Here is a 20248-nt window from a genome sequence, read left to right on the forward strand (position 1 = left end):
AGTCCGACCGGGTCATCGCCGTGTCATATTCAGCAACCACCTGAAATCCCCTCTTTCACAGGAGTACGCTCTGCTGATTTACACGCTGGGCATCCACTCGCACACGAATGGTGACTGCGTACGGGCATACGAAAACCGCCGCGCACCCCGGCGTTTCACCGGGGTGCGCGGCGGTTCGGTCAGGCGCTCGGGTCCCTGCGGGCCTCAGCCCACCGAGGAGTAGGCCACCACTCCCCGCAGCAGCCCCTCGACCGCCTTGCGGGCGTTCCTCGGCACCGTGGAGCCCTCGGGCACCGCGGCGGCCTGGATCTGCCCGAGCACGTCGATGACCTGCTTGCACCAGCGCACGAAGTCTCCGGCGGGCATCTCGACCTCGCGCAGCACCTCGTCCAGACCCTTGCCGGAGGCCCACATGTGGGCGGCCCAGGCGAACCCGAGGTCCGGCTCGCGCTGGCCGACGCCCTCGGTCTGGCTGATCCGGAACTCCTCCTCCAGGGCGTCCAGCCGGCCCCAGATGCGCACCATCTCGCCGAGCGCCGCCTTGGCCCTGCCCGAGGGCACCTTCGGCGCCATCGCGTCGTCCCCGGAGCGGGACTCGTACACCAGTGCCGAGACGCAGGCCGCCAGTTCGGCCGGGCCGAGGCCCTCCCACACGCCGTCCCGCAGGCACTCGCTGGCCAGCAGGTCGAGCTCGCCGTAGAGCCGGGCGAGGCGCCGTCCGTGCTCGGTGACCTCGTTGCCGCGCAGGTAGTCCAGCTCGGTCAGGAGCGCCACGATCCGGTCGAAGGTCCGCGCGATGGTGTTGGTGCGGCCCTCGATCCGGCGCTCCAGCTGCGAGGTGTCGCGCAGCAGCCGGTAGTAGCGCTCGGCCCAGCGGGCGTGGTCCTCACGGTCGTTGCAGCCGTGGCAGGGGTGCGCGCGCAGGGCGGTGCGCAGCCGGGCGATCTCCCGGTCGTCGGCCGCCTGCGAGCGCTGCTTGCGGTGCCGCTCGACGGAGATGTGCCCGGCCTTCGTGCGCAGCGCGGAGGCCAGGTCGCGGCGGGACTGCGGGGAGCGCGCATTGAACGACTTGGGGATGCGCATCCGCTCCAGCGCTTCGACCGGGACCGGGAAGTCGACCGAGGCGAGCCGCTTGACCTGCCGTTCGGCGGTCAGGACCAGCGGGCGGGGGCCGTCGTGGTACTCCGTGCCGCGGTGGCCGTTCGTCCGCCCGGCCGGCAGCCCGGGGTCGAGCACGAGGGCGAGGCCCGCGTACTTGCCGGTGGGCACGTGGATCACGTCGCCGGGGCGGAGCTTCTCCAGGGCGACGGCGGCCTCGGCGCGCCGCTGGGCGGCACCCTGCCGGGCCAGTTCCGTCTCGCGGTCCTTCAGCTCGCGGCGCAGCCGGGCGTACTCCTCGAAATCGCCGAGGTGGCAGGTCATCGACGCCTTGTAACCGTCGAGCCCCTCCTCGTTGCGCTGCACCTGACGCGAGATGCCGACGACCGACTTGTCCGCCTGGAACTGGGCGAAGGACGTCTCCAGCAACTCGCGCGAGCGGTGCCGGCCGAACTGTTCGACCAGGTTGACCGCCATGTTGTACGAGGGCCGGAAGCTGGAGCGCAGCGGATACGTGCGGGTGCCGGCCAGCCCGGCGAGGTGCTCGGGGCTCATGCCGCGCTGCCAGAGCACGACGGCGTGCCCCTCGACGTCGATGCCGCGACGGCCGGCCCGGCCGGTGAGCTGGGTGTACTCGCCGGGGGTGATGTCGGCGTGCTGCTCGCCGTTCCACTTGACGAGCTTCTCCAGGACCACCGAGCGAGCGGGCATGTTGATGCCGAGCGCGAGGGTCTCGGTGGCGAAGACGGCCTTGACCAGGCCGCGGACGAAGAGTTCCTCGACGACCTCCTTGAAGGTCGGCAGCATGCCCGCGTGGTGGGCGGCGATGCCCCGCTCCAGGCCCTCGAGCCACTCGTAGTAGCCGAGGACGTGCAGGTCCTCGCGCGGGATGGAGGCGGTGCGCTCCTCCACCAGGGCGCGCACCTCCTCGCGCGCGTCCTCGTCGTTGAGCCGGAGTCCGGCGTAGAGGCACTGCTGGACGGCGGACTCGCAGCCGGCCCGGCTGAAGATGAAGGTGATGGCGGGCAGCAGGCCCGCGGCGTCGAGCCGTTCGATCACCTCGGGCCGGCCCGGGGTCCAGACCCGGGAGCGGCTGCGGCGGTCCCGCTCGCGGTCCGCCTCGCGCATCGCGCGGCCGCGTTTGCGGTCGCGGTAGAGCGGGCGGGCGGCCTCCGTGCGGGCCAGTCTCGTCAGGTCCGGGTTGACGGCCTTCTTCTGGCCCTCGCCCTCCTCGAACAGGTCGTACATCCGGCGCCCGGCGAGCACGTGCTGGAACAGCGGCACGGGCCGGTGCTCGGAGACGATGACCTCGGTGTCCCCGCGCACGGTGTCCAGCCAGTCGCCGAACTCCTCGGCGTTGGAGACCGTCGCCGAGAGGGAGACCAGCGTCACCGACTCGGGCAGGTGGATGATCACCTCTTCCCAGACGGCGCCGCGGAAGCGGTCGGAGAGGTAGTGCACCTCGTCCATGACCACGTACCCGAGCCCGGTCAGCGTCTGCGAGCCCGCGTACAGCATGTTCCGCAGCACCTCGGTGGTCATCACGACCACCGGGGCGTCGGAGTTGACGCTGTTGTCGCCGGTGAGCAGGCCCACCTTGCCGCTGCCGTAACGGCGGCACAGATCGGCGTACTTCTGGTTCGACAGCGCCTTGATGGGCGTCGTGTAGAAGCACTTGCGGCCCTGCTCCAGGGCGAGGTGGACGGCGAACTCGCCGACGATCGTCTTGCCCGAGCCGGTGGGCGCGGCGACGAGCACGCCCTTGCCCGACTCGAGGGCCCGGCAGGCCTCGATCTGGAAGGGGTCGAGGCCGAAGTCGTACATCTCGCGGAAGGACGCGAGTGCGGTGGCCTGCTCGGCAGCACGCTTACGGGCTGCCGCGTACCGCTCGGCCGGAGAGAGATCCTCTGTCATCGTACTTTCGAGCGTACCCGGCGCCACCGACAACGGGCCGATCTTTATCGGCATACCCACTGCGAGCTGCGGAGACGGGGGCGGGCCCCACCGTCATCCCGGTGGGGCCCGCCTCCGTATCCGCTGTCTGTGCCCTGCGGGGCTCACGTCACGTCGTCGTAGCCGTTGACCCGTTCCGTGCTCGTCTGCTCGGGCAGGACACGGCCGGCCGTGACGGGCTCGACCTCGTCGATGGACTCCGGCGTCAGATCCAGCTCGGAGGCCTCGTCGTCGGCGGGGCCGGACAGCTCGCGGCGGCGCCTGCGCCGGTCGTTGAGCAGCGAGAAGGCCACGGCGCCGAAGTACAGCACCCAGATCGGTCCGGCGAGGGCGAGCATGCTCACCGGGTCGGTGCTCGGGGTGGCAACGGCCGCGAAGACCGTGATGCCCATGATCATGGCCCGCCACCAGCCGAGCATCCGCCTGCCGGTGAGCACGCCGGTGAGGTTGAGCATGATCAGCAGCAGCGGCAGCTCGAAGGAGAGGCCGAAGACGACCACCATGCGCGTGACGAGCTGCAGCAGGTCGTCCAACGGCAGGAAGTTGTTGACGTCACCGTTCGGCGTGAACTCGAGCAGCACCTTCGCCGTGGTGGGCAGCACCTTGTACGCGAAGAAGGCGCCGCCGAGGAAGAGCGGGGCGCCGGTGAGGACGAAGGCGTACGCGTACTTCCGCTCGTGCTGGTGCAGTCCCGGGGCGACGAAGGCCCACATCTGGTAGAGCCAGACCGGCGAGGCGAACACCACGCCCGCGGTCAGCGAGACCTGCAGGGCCAGGGTGAACGGGGCGAGGAGGCCGTTCATCGTGATCCGCGCGCACTTGACGTCCTCGCTGGACTTCGCCAGTTCCTCGAAGCTCTGCCGGCACCCGACCGACTTCAGGATCGGGTCCGTCAGGAAGTTGATGATGTCGTTGTAGAAGAAGGCGGCGACGACCGTCACGACGACGATCGCCAGCAGTGCCTTCGCGAGCCGGTTGCGGAGCTCGCGCAGGTGATCCGCGAGGGGCATCCGCCCCTCGGGATCCTTCTCCTTCTTGCGGGCAGGCTTGGGCAACCCACGTCCTCATCTCGTGCGGCAGGCCGGGGGCGTCCCGGCCCTGCGTCAGCGCTTGGTCGTGTCCGAGGGCTCGGTCACCGGGCGGGAACTGCTCACGTCACCGGGGGCGGCCTGGATGGTGCGCTGCGCGGCCTCGGGGTTCTCGGGGTTCGGCGGGCCGGCCGGGGCGGCGGACGTCTTGCCCTCGTCCTTCATCGCCTTGGCCTCGCTCTTGAGGATGCGCGCGGACTTGCCGAGAGAGCGCGCCATGTCCGGAAGCTTCTTGGCGCCGAACAGCAGGATGATGACGACGAGGATGAGAATGATCTCGGGAGCGCCGAGCCTTCCGAACATAAGTCTCTACCTTCTCACCGAGGCGGGCTGGGGGGTGTGCTGTCGTCCGACTTCGGACAGGTGTCCGATCGTCGTCCGCAGCGATCGTAACGCCCAGGGGTAAACGCGAAGCAATCCCCGTGCGTACTCCCGATGCGGCCCGCGCCTCGTTCTTCGGGCCGCTGGCCAGACTACCCGCCAGTGCCACGGAGGTGACAGGGCCGACCCGCGCCCGCTCTCACAGCCGTTCGGCCGCCCGGCCCGCCGCCTTCTCCAGGTCGTCCGCCGCCCGCCCGATCCGCTGCGCCGCGAGGGCGACCTCCCGGCCCAGCCGTCCGGCCTCGAGGAACACCCGCACGGCGAACACCGCGAGCACCGTCAGCCCCACGAACCCCAGGGCCACCGCGACCATCGCCCAGACCATGCCGGCCCCCTAGATCCGTCCGGCCGAGGCCGTGGAGTGCAGGCGCAGCGTCCGCACCCCGCCGCCGGTGAGCAGTTCCACGATCCGCTCCCCCGCCGGCTTGCGCACCGCCGCCCCGCACTCGGGGCAGGTGAAGGAGTAGAACGTCGTCCGGTCGCTCGCCCCGATCGCCAGGCGCAGCGCCCCGGCGCCCAGCTCGAAGCGGGAGCGGCAGTCCGGGCAGCCGGCCCGGAACACCACGTCGGCGACTCTGCGCATCCCGGCGAACGCCGTCCGCACCGACACCTCCGGCGCTTCCGACGCCGGTCCGTGCGCCGCTGCCGCACTTCCCGCTTCCGGCCCCCAGGCTGTCGTACCCGACCCCGCCGACGCGCTCACAGACCCTGCTCCTGCCTGTCGTACAACCCGTCCCGGGCTCCGTGGGCCGCGGGCACCGCGTCCTGCGGTGCCGCGCCGGGCGCCGTCGCGCCGTTCGCCCCGGAGCCGTCCCCGTACCCGTCGCTCTCTTCGCTCTTGTCGTTCTCGCCGTTCTCGTCGCTCTCGGCGGCCTCGTCGCCGTATGCCGCCAGTGCCGCCCGCGCCGCCTCCCGCGCGCTCTGAGCGAGGTCCGTCGGCGTGACGATCCGCCCGTCCCGGCCCAGCCGGAGCGCGAGCCGGCGCAGCGAGGCCGGGTCGGGGGTGCGCAGAGTGATACGCAGTCCGCCGTCGTCCAGTTCATCGGCGCTGTCGTGCGGGTAGTACTCGGCGACCCAGCGCCCGCCCGGACCGACCTCGATGACGACCTCGGGGTCCTCGGCCGCCGGCTGGACGAGTCCCTCGGACAGGTCCCGCAGCTCGACCTCCGGCGGCGCGGAGGGCTCGTCCAGGACGCGGATCTCCGCGACCCGGTCGAGCCGGAAGGTGCGGCGTGCCTCCGAGCGGCGGCACCACGCCTCCACGTAGGTGTGGCCGACGCTGACCAGGCGGATCGGGTCGATCTCGCGTTCGGTGACCTCGTCGCGGGCGGGCGAGTAGTAGCGGATCCACAGTCGCCGCCGCTCGGAGATCGCCCGGTCGACGTCGGCGAAGACGCCGCCCTCGGACTCGAACGTCACCGAGAGCCGGGAGCTGGCGCCGGCGGCCTCGCCCGCGGCCGTCTCCACCTTGGCGGTGGCGCGCACCAGGGCCAGCCGGTCGCTCTCGCGCAGCCCGGGGAGCGTCGCGACGGCGCGGGCGGCGACCAGCAGCGCCGTCGCCTCGTCGGCGGCGAGCCGCAGGGGCTCGGCGGCCTCCGCGCCCAGCGCCGCCGGGTTGTGCCACCAGATGCGGTCGCCGTCGGTGTCGATGTCGAGCAGGTCACCGCCGCGGAAGCTGGTGCCGCACATGGGCAGCACGTCGAGGTCGGAGACGAGCTCCTCCTCGGTGATCCCGAAGGCGCGGGCGACGTCCTCGATCCGGGCGCCCGGCCGCTCGCGCAGATACGTCACCAGGGACAGCATCCGCCGGGTCTGGTCGATCGCGTTCACCGGCCGGGCCGGCTTGCCTGCCACTGTCCTCAACGCCCCCCTCGGACCCCGGCCACGGCACGCAACCGGTCCACCACGTCGGCCCGCAGTTCGGCCGGCTCCACGACCACCACGTCGGGCCCGAACTCGACCAGCCAGGCGTCCAGCCCGTGCCCGTACGGAATCTCCAACTCGTCCCAGCCGTTCCCGAGTTCCCGGGCCACGGTGGCCTTCGCCCGAAGGGGGTAACCGGAGCCGGACCGCAGCCGGATCCGCGCCGAGCGGTCGGTGATCTCCCCGGCCCAGCCCGCGACGGTCTCGCGCACGGTGACCGCGTCGGGGACGGGCGCGGTGAAGCGGCCCGCGCGGCTGCGCACCCGGCCGGTGATCCGGGACAGCCGGAAGACCCGCTCGGCGCCCCGGTCGCGGTCGAAGCCGGCCAGGTACCAGTGGCCGCGCCAGCACTCCAGCGCCCAGGGCTCGACCTGCCGGGGTTCGGGGCGGGCGGCGGAGGCCTTGCGGTAGTCGAACACCACCGGGCGGCGGTCGCGGCAGGCCAGCATCAGCGGTTCGAAGGCGGCCTCGTGCACCGGGATGCGCGGTTCCAGCGCGCCGTGCGCCTCGTAGGGGTCGACGTCCTCGGGGATACCGGCCGCGCGCAGCTTCTGCAGGGCGCCACTGGCCGCGCCGGCGAGGCGGGCCTGCTGCCAGACCTTGGCGGCCAGGCCGAGGGCGGCGGCCTCCTCGGCGTCGAGGGTGATCGGGGGCAGCCGGTTGCTGTCGCGGCGGGCCAGATAGCCGACCTCGCCGTCGAGGTTCTCCACGGTCTCGATGACCAGGCCCAGCTCGCGCAGGTCGTCCTTGTCCCGCTCGAACATGCGGTTGAAGGAGTCGTCCGAGGTGCTCGGACCGCCGGAACCGGGGGCCGCGCCGTTGCCCGGCCCGAACGCCTCGACATAGGCCTCGATGGACTCGCGCAGCTCGCGCTTGCTGAGCGGCCGCCGCGTCCCGAGCAGACACAGCGCCAGGTTCATCAGCCGCTCGGCCTTGGCAATGGCCATCGACGCCCTACGCCCTTCCCCTATGTGCTTCTGAGCGACGACCGTACCGCTCCTTGGTCGCGCGACAAAAGCGGAGGGCCCATGCCCGCGCGGGCATGGGCCCCGAGTGATCGCGTACGGTCCCGGCTCCGGTCGAGGTCGTGCGCCGACCGGCCGGAACCGGTCGGGCACGCCCACCGCGGCGGGGGACGCCGTTCCGGCGCCGCCCGTCCCGCGTCACGGCCTCAGCGCACGGCCACCAGGTCGCAGACGAAGATCAGCGTCTCGCCCGGGCCGATCGCGCGGCCGGCGCCCTGGTCGCCGTACGCCAGGTGCGCGGGGATGATCAGTTGGCGGCGGCCGCCCACCTTCATGCCCTGCACGCCCCGGTCCCAGCCCTGGATGACCTGGCCGACGCCGAGCTTGAACTCCAGCGGGTTGCCGCGGTTGTAGGAGGCGTCGAACTCCTCGCCGGAGGAGAAGGCCACGCCCACGTAGTGGACCTGGACGACGTCACCCGCCTTGGCCTCGCGGCCGTCGCCGTCCCACAGGTCCTTGATCTCGAGGTCGGCCGGCGGCTCGCCGCCCGGGAAGTCGATCTCGGGCTTGTCGATGCTCACTTCTCCAGCTCCCGCATGTCGATAGGGCAGAACGCAGAACTACGGACGTCCACAGGACATCGCTGGACAGTCTCGCATCTTCCGCGGCGCTACATCGCCGCGAGGATGTCCACGGAGAACACGAGGGTGGAGTCCTTCTTGATGACGTCGCCGCCCGGCGGGGTGTCGCCGTACCCCAGGTCCGGCGGGACCACGAGGAGCACGCGGCTGCCGACCTTCTTGCCGGTCAGCCCCTGGGCCACGCCCTTGAGGACCTGTTCCATCTGGGGCAGCGCGAACTGGTTCAGCGACTTGCGCGCGTAGGTGGACTCGAACTTCTCGCCGCCCTTCCACACCACGCCGACCATCTGCACCAGCACGGTCTGGTCCTTCTTGACGGCCGCTCCGTCGCCCTCGAGGACGTACGCCGAGACGAGCTTCTTCGGCGGGTCGCCCTTCGGGACCTTCACGGAGGGCTCCTTGCCGTCCGTGTTCGTGCCCACGGTGGGCAGGGCGGCGTCGTCCTGCGGGACCTTCTCGCCCTTGACGGAGCTCTTGGAGTTGAACGTCTCCTGGACGTCGATGACGAAGACGAGCGTGTCGGTGCCCTTGATGCCCGCCTGGCTGTTGCCGTCCTTGCCGTAGCCCCAGGTCGGCGGCACGGCCGTCTCGACGCGGCTGCCCGCCTTCTTCCCCGCGAGGGCGTAGCGCCAGCCGTCGATGACGCTGCCCTGGGAGAGCTGGATGAGCAGCGGTGTCTTGCGGTCGTAGGAGTTGTCGAAGACCTTCGCGCTGTCCCAGATCTGGCCCAGGTAGTGGGCCTGCACGAAGTCGCCCTCCGCGACGGTGCGGCCGTTGCCCGCGATGACCGTGCGGACCGCGAGGTTCTTCGAGGGTTCGCCGCTGCCCTTGGCCACGGTGGGCTTCTCGCCGAACTCCTTGCCCGCGGTGATGGCCGGCAGCGGTCCGTCCACGATCTTCGGCGGCGGCGCGGCGGAGGGGGCCGACGCGGAGGGCGAGGCCTCCTCGCTCCCGCTGCCGGAAGAGTCGTCGCCGCAGCCGGCGAGCGTGACCAGCCCCGCGGGCAGGGCGGCGAGAAGGAGGGAACGTCGGCGCACTTGGGTGCCTCAATCGATCGGTCTTGCGACGGCCTCACCGGCGGCGGAGCCGGGTGCCACGGACGGAAGTGCGCGCAACTCTACGACGTGAGAAGGGCGCCGCACGGTTAACGTGCGGCGCCCGTGTGGCGTTCCGGGGCCGGTTTCCCGCGCCCCCGCTCACCCGTCAGGTCTCACCCGGCCGGTCCACAGGTCCGGGCCCACGAGTCCGGTCTCACATGCCGGCGATCAGCTTCTCCACCCGGTCGTCCACCGAACGGAAGGGGTCCTTGCACAACACGGTGCGCTGTGCCTGGTCGTTGAGCTTGAGGTGCACCCAGTCGACGGTGAAGTCGCGGCGCTGTTCCTGTGCCCGCCGGATGAAGTCGCCGCGCAGCCGCGCCCGAGTGGTCTGCGGAGGTACCGACTTGCCCTCGAAGATCTTCAAGTCGTTGCAGATCCGGGTGGCCTGGCCCTTCTTCTCCAGCAGGTAGTACAGACCGCGACGCCGGTGGATGTCGTGGTACGCGAGGTCTATCTGGGCGACCCGCGGGTGCGACATCGTCATGTTGTGCTTGGCCCGGTACCGCTCGATGAGCTTGTACTTCATGACCCAGTCGATCTCGGTGCCGATCCGGTCCAGGTCCTCGGCCTCGATGGCGTCCAGGGTGCGGCCCCACAGCTCCAGCACCTGCTCGACGGTGCCGGTGCGGATGCCGCGGCGCTCGCAGAAGTCGAGTGCCTTCTCGTAGTACTCGCGCTGCACCTCCAGGGCGGAGGCCTCGCGGCCGCTGGCCAGGCGCACCTTGCGCCGGCCTGTGATGTCGTGGCTGACCTCGCGGATCGCCCGGATGGGGTTCTCCAGGGTCAGGTCGCGCATCACCGTACCGGCCTCGATCATGCGCAGGACGAGGTCGGTGGCGCCGACCTTGAGCAGCATCGTCGTCTCGGACATGTTCGAGTCGCCCACGATGACGTGCAGCCGGCGGTAGCGTTCGGCGTCCGCGTGCGGTTCGTCGCGCGTGTTGATGATGGGCCGGGAGCGTGTCGTCGCCGAGGAGACGCCCTCCCAGATGTGCTCGGCACGCTGGCTGACGCAGTACACCGCACCCCGCGGGGTCTGCAGCACCTTGCCGGCGCCGCACAGCAGCTGCCGCGTGACGAGGAACGGAATGAGGATGTCCGCGAGCCGCGAGAACTCCCCGTGCCGGGCCACCAGGTAGTTCTCGTGGCAGCCGTAGGAGTTTCCGGCGGAATCGGTGTTGTTCTTGAAGAGGTAGACGTCGCCCGCGATTCCCTCCTCGTGCAGGCGGCGTTCGGCGTCGACCAGCAGTCCTTCGAGAATGCGCTCGCCGGCCTTGTCGTGAGTGACCAGTTCGGTCACGTTGTCACATTCGGGTGTCGCGTATTCCGGGTGGGAGCCGACGTCCAGATACAGACGGGCTCCGTTCCGCAGAAACACATTGCTGCTGCGGCCCCATGACACGACACGGCGGAAGAGGTACCGCGCCACCTCGTCAGGCGACAGACGGCGCTGTCCCCTGAACGTGCACGTGACGCCGTACTCGTTCTCCAGCCCGAAAATGCGGCGGTCCATGACTGAACATTACGCCCGATCACCCGAACTGAAACGGGGTTGGGCAGCACGGTTCGGATCATTTTCCGGTGAAGCCCCGACGGCCGTGCCCCGCGCGGGAGCTGCGAGGACCCGCGCGGTGGCGAGCAGCACCAGCAGCGAGACGCCTCCCGCCGCCGCCGGCACCGCGAAACCGGCCACCGCGCCGCCCGCCTGGACCACGGGCCCGGTGAGGCCGGTCCCGAGGGAGGAGCCCACGGTGAACGTCGTCACGAGCCAGGAGAACGCCTCGGTGACCGTGCCCGCCGGGGCGTGCCGGTCGACGAGGACGAAGGCACAGGCGACGCACGGGGCCAGGAACACGCCGGAGACCGCCGCCAGCGCCACCATCCCCGGCACGCCGGGCGTCAGCGTCAGCGGCAGGTAACAGACCGCCAGCAGGGCCACCAGGAGGCGCAGCCGCCGTTCCGGTGTCCCGCTCCACTGCCGCGCCCCGTACACCGTGCCGCCGATGAGGGCGCCGAGGCCGAGGGCGGCCATGAGCCACCCGTAGACGGCGTCGCCGCCGTGGCCGTCGGCGTAGGACACCGCGGCGACGGTGATGGAGCCGAGGGCGAGGCCGACGAAGAGGAAGGCGCCGAGCAGGGCCAGCAGGCCGGGCGAGCGCAGGGCGCCGAGCCAGTGCGCCTCCCGGGGTGCCGAGCGCCAGGCGCGCGAGGGCGGCGAGGCGACGACCCACAGGGCGCCCAGCACGCCCAGGACGTTGAGCACGAGCAGCGCGGCCCGCCCCGACCACAGGGACACGCAGAGGGTCACCAGGAGCGGTCCGGCGGTGAACATGACCTCCTGTGCGACGGCGTCCATCGCGTAGGCCGTGGGCACCTGCTCCTCGCGGCGCAGCACGCTGGGCCACAGGGCGCGCAGTCCGCCCTCCAGGGGCGGGCTGAACAGTCCCCCGGCCGCGGCGGCGGCGAAGGCGAGCGGCAGCGGGTCGGTGCCGGAGACGGCCAGGACGGTCATGGCGAGGGCGGAGGCGAGCGCGGCGGGCAGTTGCACGCGCGGCTGCCCGTACAGGTCCACGAGGCGGCCGAGCGAGGGCTGTCCCACGGCGTTGGCGATGCCGTTCACGGCGGCCAGGGCCCCGGCGAGGCCGTAGCTGCCGCCCTGGCCGCGGACGAACAGCACCAGCGCGATCGCGGCGGTCGCGTTGGGCAGCCGTCCGGTCAGGGTGCCCGCCAGCAGGCGCGCGGCGTGCTTCGTACGGAGGATCTCCAGGTACCCCGCGGCCATGCCGCACCTCTCTCGGCGCTCGTACAGTGTTACGTATAACGTGACCCCGTATACGTACCATGTGCGCTGTTCACTGGTCCAGACGAAGGAGCGGCCCCGCGGTGGCACGCAACAGCACGCGCCCGACCAGCCGGGACGTCGCCCGGGCCGCGGGGGTGTCTCAGGCGGCGGTCTCCCTGGTCTTCGGCGACAAGTGGCGCGGACGGGTCTCCGAGACCACCGCCGAGCGGGTCCGGGCCGCCGCCCGCCGGCTCGGCTACCGGCCCAACCTCGCCGCCCGCAACCTCCGCCTCGGCCGCACCCGCACCGTGCTGCTGGTGGTGCCCGCGCTGACCACCGAGTTCTTCGGCGGCGTCTACACCGGCGCCGCCCGGGTCGCCGCCGAGCACGGCTTCGGCCTGGTCCTCTACCCCTCCCCCGAGGGCGTGGGACCCGCCCGTGACCCGTTCCCCTCCGCCCGGGCCGCCCTGGACGGCGTCATCGCCTCCTCGATGGCCGCCGAGGCCCTCACCGCGCTGCGCGGGGACGAACTGCCGCTGGTCATGCTGGACAGCGACCCGCAGGGCAGTCCGGGGGCCACCACCGTCAACCTGGACATCGCGGCCGGCATGCGCGCGGTCGCCGGTCACCTGCTCGGTCTCGGACACCGCCGCTTTCTGCACCTGGCTGCCGACGTGCCGTCCTGGACCTTCGAGGTACGCGCGCGGGAGCTGGCCGCGCACCTGGGCGGGATACCGGGCGCCGAGCTGCGCACCGCGCGCGCCCCCCTCTCGATCGAGGGCGCCGTGGCCGCCGCGCGGACCGCCCTGACCGCACCCGGCCCCCGGCCGACCGCGCTGGTGTGCGACGACGACCTGCTCGCGGCGGGCGCCTGCAAGGCCGCCCGCAGGCTCGGCCTGCGCGTCCCCGAGGACCTCTCGGTCACCGGGGTGGACGACCTGGGGCTCGCCTCGGCTCTCGAACCCGAACTGACGACCGTCCGCCTGGACGCCGAGCTCTTCGGCGAGCGCGGCATGCACGCCCTGCTCGCCGTACTGGAGGGCCGTCCGCCCGCGGTGGGCGACATCCCGGTGGAGCTGGTCGTACGCGGCTCCACGGCGCCGCCGGGAGCGGCCGGGAACGAGGGTGACACACCCCTTGAAAGGCGCTGACAGACGCTGAGAGGCGCCGAGAGGCCCTGAGACGCCCTCGGGCACCCCGGAACGCCCGGCGCCCCGGCCGCGCACGCGGTCCGGGGCACCTGGGGCCGGTGGGCGGTCAGTCCGCCTCGGGGTCCGTCTTCTCGACGCCGCCGCTCGGGCCGGCACCGTCCGTGCCGTCCGTCTCGGAGGCCTCCCCCGCGTCGGAGTCGCCCGCCAGCAGCCGCGAGAGCCTGTTGCCGACGATCCGCTTGAACTTGCGCTTCTGCCACCGCGTACGGTCCAGGACGGCCACTTCCAGGCGCTCCGCGGGGATCTCCCGCTCGCTGCCGTTGGTGTCCCGCGACAGCGCCTGCACGGCCAGCTTCAGCGCCTCGGCGAGCGTCATGCCGTCGCGGTGCCGCTGATCCAGGAAGGAGCTGATCTGCTCCGCGTTGCCGCCGACCGCGACCGAGCCGTGCTCGTCCACGATGGAACCGTCGTGCGGCAGCCGGTAGATCTGGTCGCCCTCGGGGGTCTCCCCCACCTCGGCGACGACCAGCTCCACCTCGTAGGGCTTCTCGGCCGCGCTGGAGAAGATCGTGCCCAGCGTCTGCGCGTACACGTTCGCCAGGCCCCGGGCCGTGACATCGGTCCGGTCGTAGGTGTAGCCCCGCAGGTCGGCGTAGCGCACACCGCCGATCCTGAGGTTCTCGTACTCGTTGTACTTGCCGGCGGCGGCGAAGCCGATCCGGTCGTAGATCTCGCTGAACTTGTGCAGCGCGCGGGACGGGTTCTCACCGACGAAGACGATGCCGTCGGCGTACTGCAGCACCACCAGGCTGCGGCCGCGGGCGATGCCCTTGCGGGCGTACTCCGCCCGGTCCGCCATCGCCTGCTGAGGGGAAACATAGAACGGCGTCGACACCGGTTATCCGTCCCTTTCTGTGGAAGTCACTCGAACACCTCGAACAAGACCGGGCGCCGTCAGAGCAGCGCGGCCCGGGGGCCGTCGGGCTGTTCCAGACGCCGCTGGAGGATCGAGCGGGCGATCTCGGAGGACTCCTCCTCCGTCAGCCGGCGGAAGCCGTCCTCGGTGATCACGGTGACGATCGGATAGATCCGGCGTGCGACATCGGGACCGCCGGTCGCCGAGTCGTCGTCCGCCGCGTCGTACAGGGCCTGGACCACGAGTGTCGTGGCCTGCTCCTCGGTCAGGTCCTCGCGGAAGAGCTTCTTCATTGCGCCCCGGGCGAAGACCGAGCCGGAGCCCGTGGCCGCGTAATTGGTCTCCTCGGAACGGCCGCCGGTGACGTCGTAGGAGAAGATCCGGCCCCGGTCGCGGTCCACGTCGTACCCCGCGAAGAGCGGGACCACGGCCAGACCCTGCATAGCCATGCCGAGGTTGGAGCGGATCATCGTGGACAGGCGGTTGGCCTTGCCCTCCAGGGAGAGCTGGGCGCCCTCCACCTTCTCGAAGTGCTCCAGCTCGAGCTGGAACAGCTTCACCATCTCCACGGCCAGGCCCGCCGTGCCGGCGATGCCCACCGCGGAGTACTCGTCCGCGGGGAACACCTTCTCGATGTCCCGCTGGGCGATCACATTGCCCATGGTCGCCCGCCGGTCACCGGCGAGCACCACGCCGCCGGGGAAGGTGACGGCCACGATCGTCGTGCCGTGCGGGGCCTCGATGACTCCCTGGGTGGGAGGCAGCTGCCGCCTGCCGGGCAGGATCTCCGGCTGGTGCTCGGAGAGGAAGTCCATGAAGGACGAGGACCCGGGCGTCAGGAAGGCAGCCGGCAGACGCCCGGTGCTACGAGTGTTGGCTTCCACGCGTTTCCTTCCACGTGAGACTGCGGCCCCGCCTGGATCAGCCGAGCCGATCATCAAATCCGTGCACGGACCCTACCCGCACCGGGGCCGGTCATCCGCCCCGGTGCCCGCCCGGTGCCGGCGTACCCGCCGGGGGCCGGCACCGGGTGGTGCGCCGGGTGTTACTCGCCGCCCTTTTGCACGAAGGACCGCACGAAGTCCTCGGCGTTGGACTCGAGGACGTCGTCGATCTCGTCCAGGACGTCGTCCACGTCGTCGCTCAGCTTCTCCTGGCGCTCCTTGAGGTCCTCCGAGCCCTGCGCGTCCTGCGCCTGCTCCTCGACCTCCTCCGTGGAGCGCGTCGCCTTCTGCTGGCCGCCGCCGGTGTCCTTGGTCGCCATTACCCTCACCCCGCTCAGTTCGGTTCGCCCGACATGGTCGGCATTCCTGCCGATCGGTGATGATCAGACCCTACTCGCCGGGTCCGACATCGGCCCCGCGATCGGATCATTCCCCCGCACCGCGGTTTCCACCCCGCCCGAAGTGATCGGCCGGGCGGGCCGCTCATCCGCCCGACAACACCTTGACCAGGTCCTCGGCGGTGCGGCAGCGGTCGAGCAGCTCCTTGACGTGATTACGCGTTCCGCGAAGCGGTTCCAGCGTGGGTACCCGCTGCAGGGAGTCCCGACCCGGCAGATCGAAGATCACCGAGTCCCAGGAGGCGGCGGCCACGTCGTCGGCGTACTGCTCCAGGCACCGGCCGCGGAAGTAGGCCCGCGTGTCCTCCGGAGGCTGCGTCCGGGCCCGCTCCACCTCGCCCTCGTCCAGCAAGCGCTTGATCCGCCCGCGGGCCGCCAGACGGTTGTACAGCCCCTTCTCGGCGCGCACGTCGGCGTACTGCAGGTCCACGAGGTGCAGCCGGGCGGCGTCCCAGTCCAGGCCGTCGCGGCGCCGGTAGCCCTCCATGAGCTCCCGCTTGGCGACCCAGTCGAGCTCGCCGGCCAGGCTCATGGGGTCGTTCTCCAGCCGGTTCAGGGTGTCCTCCCAGCGCGTGAGGACGTCCTTGGTCTGCTCGTCCGCGTCGGCCCCGTAGCGCTCCTCCACGTACTTGCGGGCCAGCTCGTAGTACTCCATCTGGAGCTGTACCGCGGTGAGCGTGCGGCCGCTGCGGAGGGTGACGAGGTGCTGCAGCGTCGGGTCGTGGGAGACCTGGTGCAGAGTGCGTACCGGCTGGTCGACGGCCAGGTCGACGGCGATGAAGCCGTCCTCGATCATGGAGAGAACCAGAGCCGTGGTGCCGAGCTTCAGGTACGTCGAGATCTCCGACAGGTTCGCGTCGCCGATGATCACGTGCAGCCGGCGGTACTTCTCGGCGTCGGCGTGCGGCTCGTCGCGGGTGTTGATGAGGGGGCGCTTGAGCGTCGTCTCCAGGCCCACCTCCACCTCGAAGTAGTCCGCGCGCTGGCTGAGCTGGAAGCCGTGCTCGTGACCGTCCTGTCCGATGCCCACGCGGCCGGCACCGGTGACCACCTGGCGGGAGACGAAGAAGGGCGTCAGGTGGCGCACGATGTCCGAGAAGGGGGTCTCCCGCTTCATCAGGTAGTTCTCGTGCGTGCCGTAGGAGGCGCCCTTGTTGTCGGTGTTGTTCTTGTAGAGGTGGATCGGCTGGGCGCCGGGGAGCTGGGCTGCCCGTTCGGCGGCCTCGGCCATGATCCGTTCACCGGCCTTGTCCCACAGCACGGCGTCGCGCGGATTGGTCACCTCGGGGGCGCTGTACTCGGGGTGGGCGTGGTCGACGTAGAGGCGCGCGCCGTTGGTGAGGATCACATTGGCCAGGCCGATGTCCTCGTCGGTGAGCTGGGTGGAGTCGGCGGCCTCGCGGGCGAGGTCGAAGCCCCGCGCGTCCCGCAGCGGATTCTCCTCCTCGAAGTCCCAGCGGGCCCGGCGGGCCCGGTGCATCGCCGCCGCGTAGGCGTTGACGATCTGGGACGAGGTGAGCATGGCATTGGCGTTGGGGTGACCGGGGACGGAGATCCCGTACTCCGTCTCGATGCCCATTACTCGCCGTACGGTCATGCGGCCCTCCTAGCCCGGCGGCGCCCTCGGTCGGGGGCGGCGCTCAAGTACCGCTGGTGCTCCGGTGCGCGTGCGGTGCCCGTCCCCGCACGGCGCGACGCGGCGGTACGAAAGAGCCTAGAACGCCTCTGCGCTGGGGGGGAGATCATTTGCGTCATTGGTGGTCCGACCGTGGCCGGTAAAGCAATCGGCTGCGGGTACCCGCCGTGGGCACCCGCAGCCTCTTTTTGTGCTACAGGTACTGCCCGGTGTTGGCCACGGTGTCGATGGAGCGGCCGGTGTCGGAACCCTGCTTCCCGGTGATGAGCGTACGGATGTACACGATCCGCTCGCCCTTCTTTCCGGAGATGCGGGCCCAGTCGTCCGGATTCGTGGTGTTGGGCAGGTCCTCGTTCTCCTTGAACTCGTCCACGCATGCCTGGAGGAGATGGGAGACGCGGAGACCCTTCTGGTTCTTCTCCAGGAAGTCCTTGATCGCCATTTTCTTGGCGCGCCCGACGATGTTCTCGATCATGGCGCCGGAGTTGAAGTCCTTGAAGTAGAGGACTTCCTTGTCTCCATTGGCGTAAGTGACTTCCAGGAAGCGGTTCTCCTCGGATTCGGCGTACATGTGCTCGACCGCGGTCTGGATCATTCCTTGGACCGTGGACGACTTGTCGCCGCTGTGCTCGGCGACGTCGTCGCCGTGCAGCGGGAGGCGCTCGGTGAGGTACTTGCCGAAGATGTCCTTGGCCGCCTCGGCGTCAGGACGCTCGATCTTGATCTTCACGTCGAGCCGGCCGGGCCGCAGGATCGCGGGGTCGATCATGTCCTCACGGTTGGAGGCGCCGATCACGACCACGTTCTGCAGACCCTCCACGCCGTCGATCTCGGCGAGGAGCTGCGGGACGATGGTGTTCTCCACGTCCGAGCTGACACCGGAGCCGCGGGTGCGGAAGAGGGACTCCATCTCGTCGAAGAAGACGATGACGGGCGTGCCCTCGCTGGCCTTCTCACGGGCCCGCTGGAAGACCAGTCGGATCTGCCGCTCGGTCTCACCGACGTACTTGTTGAGGAGCTCGGGGCCCTTGATGTTGAGGAAGAAGCTCTTGCCCGCGGCCTGGCCGGTGACCTCGGCGACCTTCTTGGCCAGCGAGTTGGCCACCGCCTTGGCGATGAGCGTCTTGCCGCATCCGGGCGGCCCGTAGAGCAGCACACCCTTGGGCGGCCGCAGTTCGTGCTCCCTGAACAGGTCGGGATAGAGATAGGGCAGTTCGACCGCGTCCCGGATGGCCTCGATCTGGCCGCCGAGACCGCCGATCTGCTCGTAGCCGATGTCGGGGACCTCTTCGAGGACGAGCTCCTCGACCTCGCTCTTGGGAACGACCTCGTAGACGTATCCGGAACGGGGCTCCATCAGCAGGGCGTCGCCGGGACGGATGGTGATGTCCAGCAGCGGCTCGGCGAGCCTCACCACCCGCTCCTCGTCGGTGTGCCCGATCACCAGGGCCCGCTCACCGTCCTCGAGGATCTCCTTGAGGGTGACGATGTCCCCGACGCTCTCGAACTCCATGGCGTCGACCACGTTGAGAGCTTCGTTGAGCATCACTTCCTGGCCGCGCCTGAGTCCGTCGAGCTCCACCGAGGGGCTGACGTTGACGCGGAGCTTGCGGCCGCCGGTGAAGATGTCGGCGGTGCCGTCCTCATTGGCCTGCAGGAAGACACCGAAGCCGGCCGGCGGCTGGGCGAGCCGGTCGACCTCCTCCTTGAGGGCGACGATCTGGTCGCGGGCCTCGCGGAGCGTATTGGCGAGTCGTTCGTTCTGGGCGGACACGCCGGCCAGGTTGGTCTGCAGCTCGACAATCCGCTCCTCGAGAATCCTCGTGTGTCGCGGAGAATCGGCGAGCTTGCGTCGCAGGACGGCGATCTCCTGCTCAAGATAGGCGATCTGCCCGGCCGGGTCGTCGGACCCGCGTCCCGGGCGGATGCCGCGGTTCATGTCGTCGTCGTGGGCTGCCACGGTCCTCACCTCCTCCAAGGGGAGCTGGACGCTTCCAGACCCTACCTGGGTGGGTGTCGATTGAAACCCCTAGATCACAAAGACGGTCGGGGTGTGTCCGATCTTCACCCTTGCGCTCTCCCTCACGCCAGGGGAATACCCACCGAACGCGCAGGGGAAGCCGCCCCGGGTAGGGTCGACGTGTTCAACACCCGCCGGAGCTGGCCGGATTCCCGCCCGGCCCGGCACAGAAAGGGCAGGGAAGATGACCGTGCAGCAGGAGGCGACCGGCGGGGGCGAGGCGCTGGAGGTGTGGATCGACCAGGACCTGTGCACCGGCGACGGGATCTGTGCCCAGTACGCCCCGGAGGTCTTCGAGCTGGACATCGACGGCCTGGCCTACGTCAAGGACGGCGAGGACGAACTGCTGCAGGCCAGGGGCGCGACGACGCCCGTGCCGCTGCCCTTGCTGACGGACGTGGTGGACTCGGCCAGGGAGTGCCCGGGCGAGTGCATCCATGTGCGCCGGGTTTCGGACAGGGTGGAGGTCTACGGGCCGGACGCCGTGGAGACCGCGGACGCCGGGTGACCCGGGCGTAGCGATACGTGACTTCTGTCTGTTTTCTCACATTGATGCGCCCGTGTCCGGTCCGTGGACGGGCGGTCGGAGACGGCCGGTGCCTCAGACCCGCTCGGTCGGCGCCGGAGTGGAACGCTCGAACACGCCGTTCTTCCACTGCCACTTGGCGTGCTCGGTGACGTCGGGGCAGCAACTGGGCACCTCGGACGAGGAGTAGCCGAGCAGGGTCGCGGCGACGGCCCCGTCGGCGACCGTGAAGTCGGTGACGGTGTCCCGGTCCTTCGGGTTCACGAGGGTGGCGACCACGCGCGGACGGCTGTCGCCGGCGCCCTGGGTGAGGACGTAGACGCCGTCGGGCGGTGTCCCCATGCCCGACTCGCAGTGGACGACGGCGGTCGTCTCGGGCCGCCCGTCCCCGTCCAGGTCCCCGCCGGCCTTCTTCGCGACGACGAGCTTGTCGGGGCCGCAGTCGAGAGGGAAGGCGGCCTCGGCGGGGTCGGGGGCCGGGGCGGTGACGGGGGCGGCCTTCGCGGCCGTGTGGGAGGTCTGGGCCGCCGTCGCATGGCCGGGCTGCAACACGGCGGAGAGGGCGATCACGCCCGCCAGGGCCGTGGCCGTGGCGACCCAGTGGATCGGGCGGGTGGTGGCGTGAGCCAGTTCCGGGACGGCGGATTGCTGCACGAGGACGGCGTCTCCTGTGAGGGCTGAGCCGGCGGGGGTGCTCGGCATCGTGCCACACGTCACAGTCCCGGG

General features: G+C 70.8%; 19 protein-coding genes. 2 read left to right on the forward strand and 17 right to left on the reverse strand.

Going from position 1 to position 20248, the window contains the following annotated elements:
- Positions 1–204: 204 nt before the first annotated feature.
- From OHB09_RS06280 to OHB09_RS06330, 11 genes are all read right to left on the reverse strand, one after another.
- The gene (locus tag OHB09_RS06280) at positions 205–3066 is read right to left on the reverse strand and encodes a DEAD/DEAH box helicase (protein ID WP_093592501.1); all 2862 of its coding nucleotides are present in this window, start codon (positions 3064–3066) and stop codon (positions 205–207) included.
- A gap of 89 nt (positions 3067–3155) precedes the next feature.
- Positions 3156–4106: a twin-arginine translocase subunit TatC gene (gene tatC, locus OHB09_RS06285; RefSeq protein ID WP_006141731.1), complete on the reverse strand. Its 951-nt coding sequence runs from the start codon at positions 4104–4106 to the stop codon at positions 3156–3158.
- Between the two features lie 48 nt (positions 4107–4154).
- Entirely contained in the window at positions 4155–4442 is a 288-nt protein-coding gene (tatA, locus tag OHB09_RS06290) for a Sec-independent protein translocase subunit TatA (protein WP_006141732.1), read from the reverse strand.
- 217 nt (positions 4443–4659) lie between these two features.
- Entirely contained in the window at positions 4660–4845 is a 186-nt protein-coding gene (locus tag OHB09_RS06295; protein WP_006141733.1) for a hypothetical protein, read from the reverse strand.
- 9 nt (positions 4846–4854) lie between these two features.
- A complete protein-coding gene (locus OHB09_RS06300; RefSeq protein ID WP_078631043.1) occupies positions 4855–5103 on the reverse strand; it encodes a hypothetical protein in 249 nt (82 codons plus the stop codon).
- 116 nt (positions 5104–5219) lie between these two features.
- The gene (locus OHB09_RS06305; protein WP_328922993.1) at positions 5220–6374 is read right to left on the reverse strand and encodes a helix-turn-helix transcriptional regulator; all 1155 of its coding nucleotides are present in this window, start codon (positions 6372–6374) and stop codon (positions 5220–5222) included.
- 5 nt (positions 6375–6379) lie between these two features.
- Positions 6380–7390 (reverse strand): helix-turn-helix transcriptional regulator, encoded by a 1011-nt coding sequence (locus OHB09_RS06310; RefSeq protein WP_006141736.1) that lies wholly within the window; start codon positions 7388–7390, stop codon positions 6380–6382.
- Between the two features lie 224 nt (positions 7391–7614).
- Positions 7615–7989 carry an FKBP-type peptidyl-prolyl cis-trans isomerase gene (locus OHB09_RS06315; RefSeq protein WP_328921702.1) on the reverse strand — a complete coding sequence of 125 codons (375 nt, stop codon included), beginning with the start codon at positions 7987–7989 and terminating at the stop codon, positions 7615–7617.
- A gap of 89 nt (positions 7990–8078) precedes the next feature.
- Positions 8079–9086 (reverse strand): FKBP-type peptidyl-prolyl cis-trans isomerase, encoded by a 1008-nt coding sequence (locus tag OHB09_RS06320; RefSeq protein WP_093592498.1) that lies wholly within the window; start codon positions 9084–9086, stop codon positions 8079–8081.
- A 214-nt stretch (positions 9087–9300) separates the two neighbouring features.
- Positions 9301–10662 (reverse strand): Pup--protein ligase, encoded by a 1362-nt coding sequence (gene pafA, locus OHB09_RS06325; protein ID WP_006141739.1) that lies wholly within the window; start codon positions 10660–10662, stop codon positions 9301–9303.
- Positions 10663–10671: 9 nt separating this feature from the next.
- On the reverse strand, positions 10672–11931 hold the full coding sequence (locus OHB09_RS06330; protein WP_006141740.1) for an MFS transporter: 1260 nt from the start codon (positions 11929–11931) through the stop codon (positions 10672–10674).
- A 101-nt stretch (positions 11932–12032) separates the two neighbouring features.
- Here OHB09_RS06330 and OHB09_RS06335 point away from each other — a divergent pair, with 101 nt between their 5' ends.
- Positions 12033–13082 (forward strand): LacI family DNA-binding transcriptional regulator, encoded by a 1050-nt coding sequence (locus OHB09_RS06335; protein WP_176944984.1) that lies wholly within the window; start codon positions 12033–12035, stop codon positions 13080–13082.
- A gap of 106 nt (positions 13083–13188) precedes the next feature.
- On the opposite strand, the gene prcA is transcribed toward OHB09_RS06335, so the two are convergent.
- The 5 genes from prcA to arc form a co-directional block, all read right to left on the reverse strand.
- Positions 13189–13977: a proteasome subunit alpha gene (gene prcA / locus OHB09_RS06340; protein WP_319350911.1), complete on the reverse strand. Its 789-nt coding sequence runs from the start codon at positions 13975–13977 to the stop codon at positions 13189–13191.
- A gap of 59 nt (positions 13978–14036) precedes the next feature.
- Positions 14037–14882: a proteasome subunit beta gene (gene prcB, locus OHB09_RS06345; RefSeq protein WP_006141743.1), complete on the reverse strand. Its 846-nt coding sequence runs from the start codon at positions 14880–14882 to the stop codon at positions 14037–14039.
- Between the two features lie 161 nt (positions 14883–15043).
- Positions 15044–15262: a ubiquitin-like protein Pup gene (locus OHB09_RS06350; protein ID WP_040896025.1), complete on the reverse strand. Its 219-nt coding sequence runs from the start codon at positions 15260–15262 to the stop codon at positions 15044–15046.
- 163 nt (positions 15263–15425) lie between these two features.
- On the reverse strand, positions 15426–16937 hold the full coding sequence (gene dop, locus OHB09_RS06355) for a depupylase/deamidase Dop (RefSeq protein ID WP_006141745.1): 1512 nt from the start codon (positions 16935–16937) through the stop codon (positions 15426–15428).
- Positions 16938–17169: 232 nt separating this feature from the next.
- A complete protein-coding gene (gene arc, locus OHB09_RS06360) occupies positions 17170–18936 on the reverse strand; it encodes a proteasome ATPase (RefSeq protein WP_006141746.1) in 1767 nt (588 codons plus the stop codon).
- Between the two features lie 244 nt (positions 18937–19180).
- On the opposite strand from arc, the gene OHB09_RS06365 reads away from it, so the two are divergent.
- Positions 19181–19504, forward strand: a complete 324-nt coding sequence (locus tag OHB09_RS06365; protein WP_040896027.1) for a ferredoxin — start codon at positions 19181–19183, stop codon at positions 19502–19504.
- Positions 19505–19597: 93 nt separating this feature from the next.
- Here the strand turns inward: OHB09_RS06365 and OHB09_RS06370 are convergent, their stop codons facing one another.
- Positions 19598–20176: a hypothetical protein gene (locus OHB09_RS06370; RefSeq protein WP_328921703.1), complete on the reverse strand. Its 579-nt coding sequence runs from the start codon at positions 20174–20176 to the stop codon at positions 19598–19600.
- Positions 20177–20248 lie beyond the last annotated feature (72 nt).

The sequence above is a fragment of the Streptomyces griseoaurantiacus genome (assembly GCF_036189845.1).
In the GTDB taxonomy this organism is placed as follows: Bacteria; Actinomycetota; Actinomycetes; order Streptomycetales; family Streptomycetaceae; genus Streptomyces; species Streptomyces griseoaurantiacus.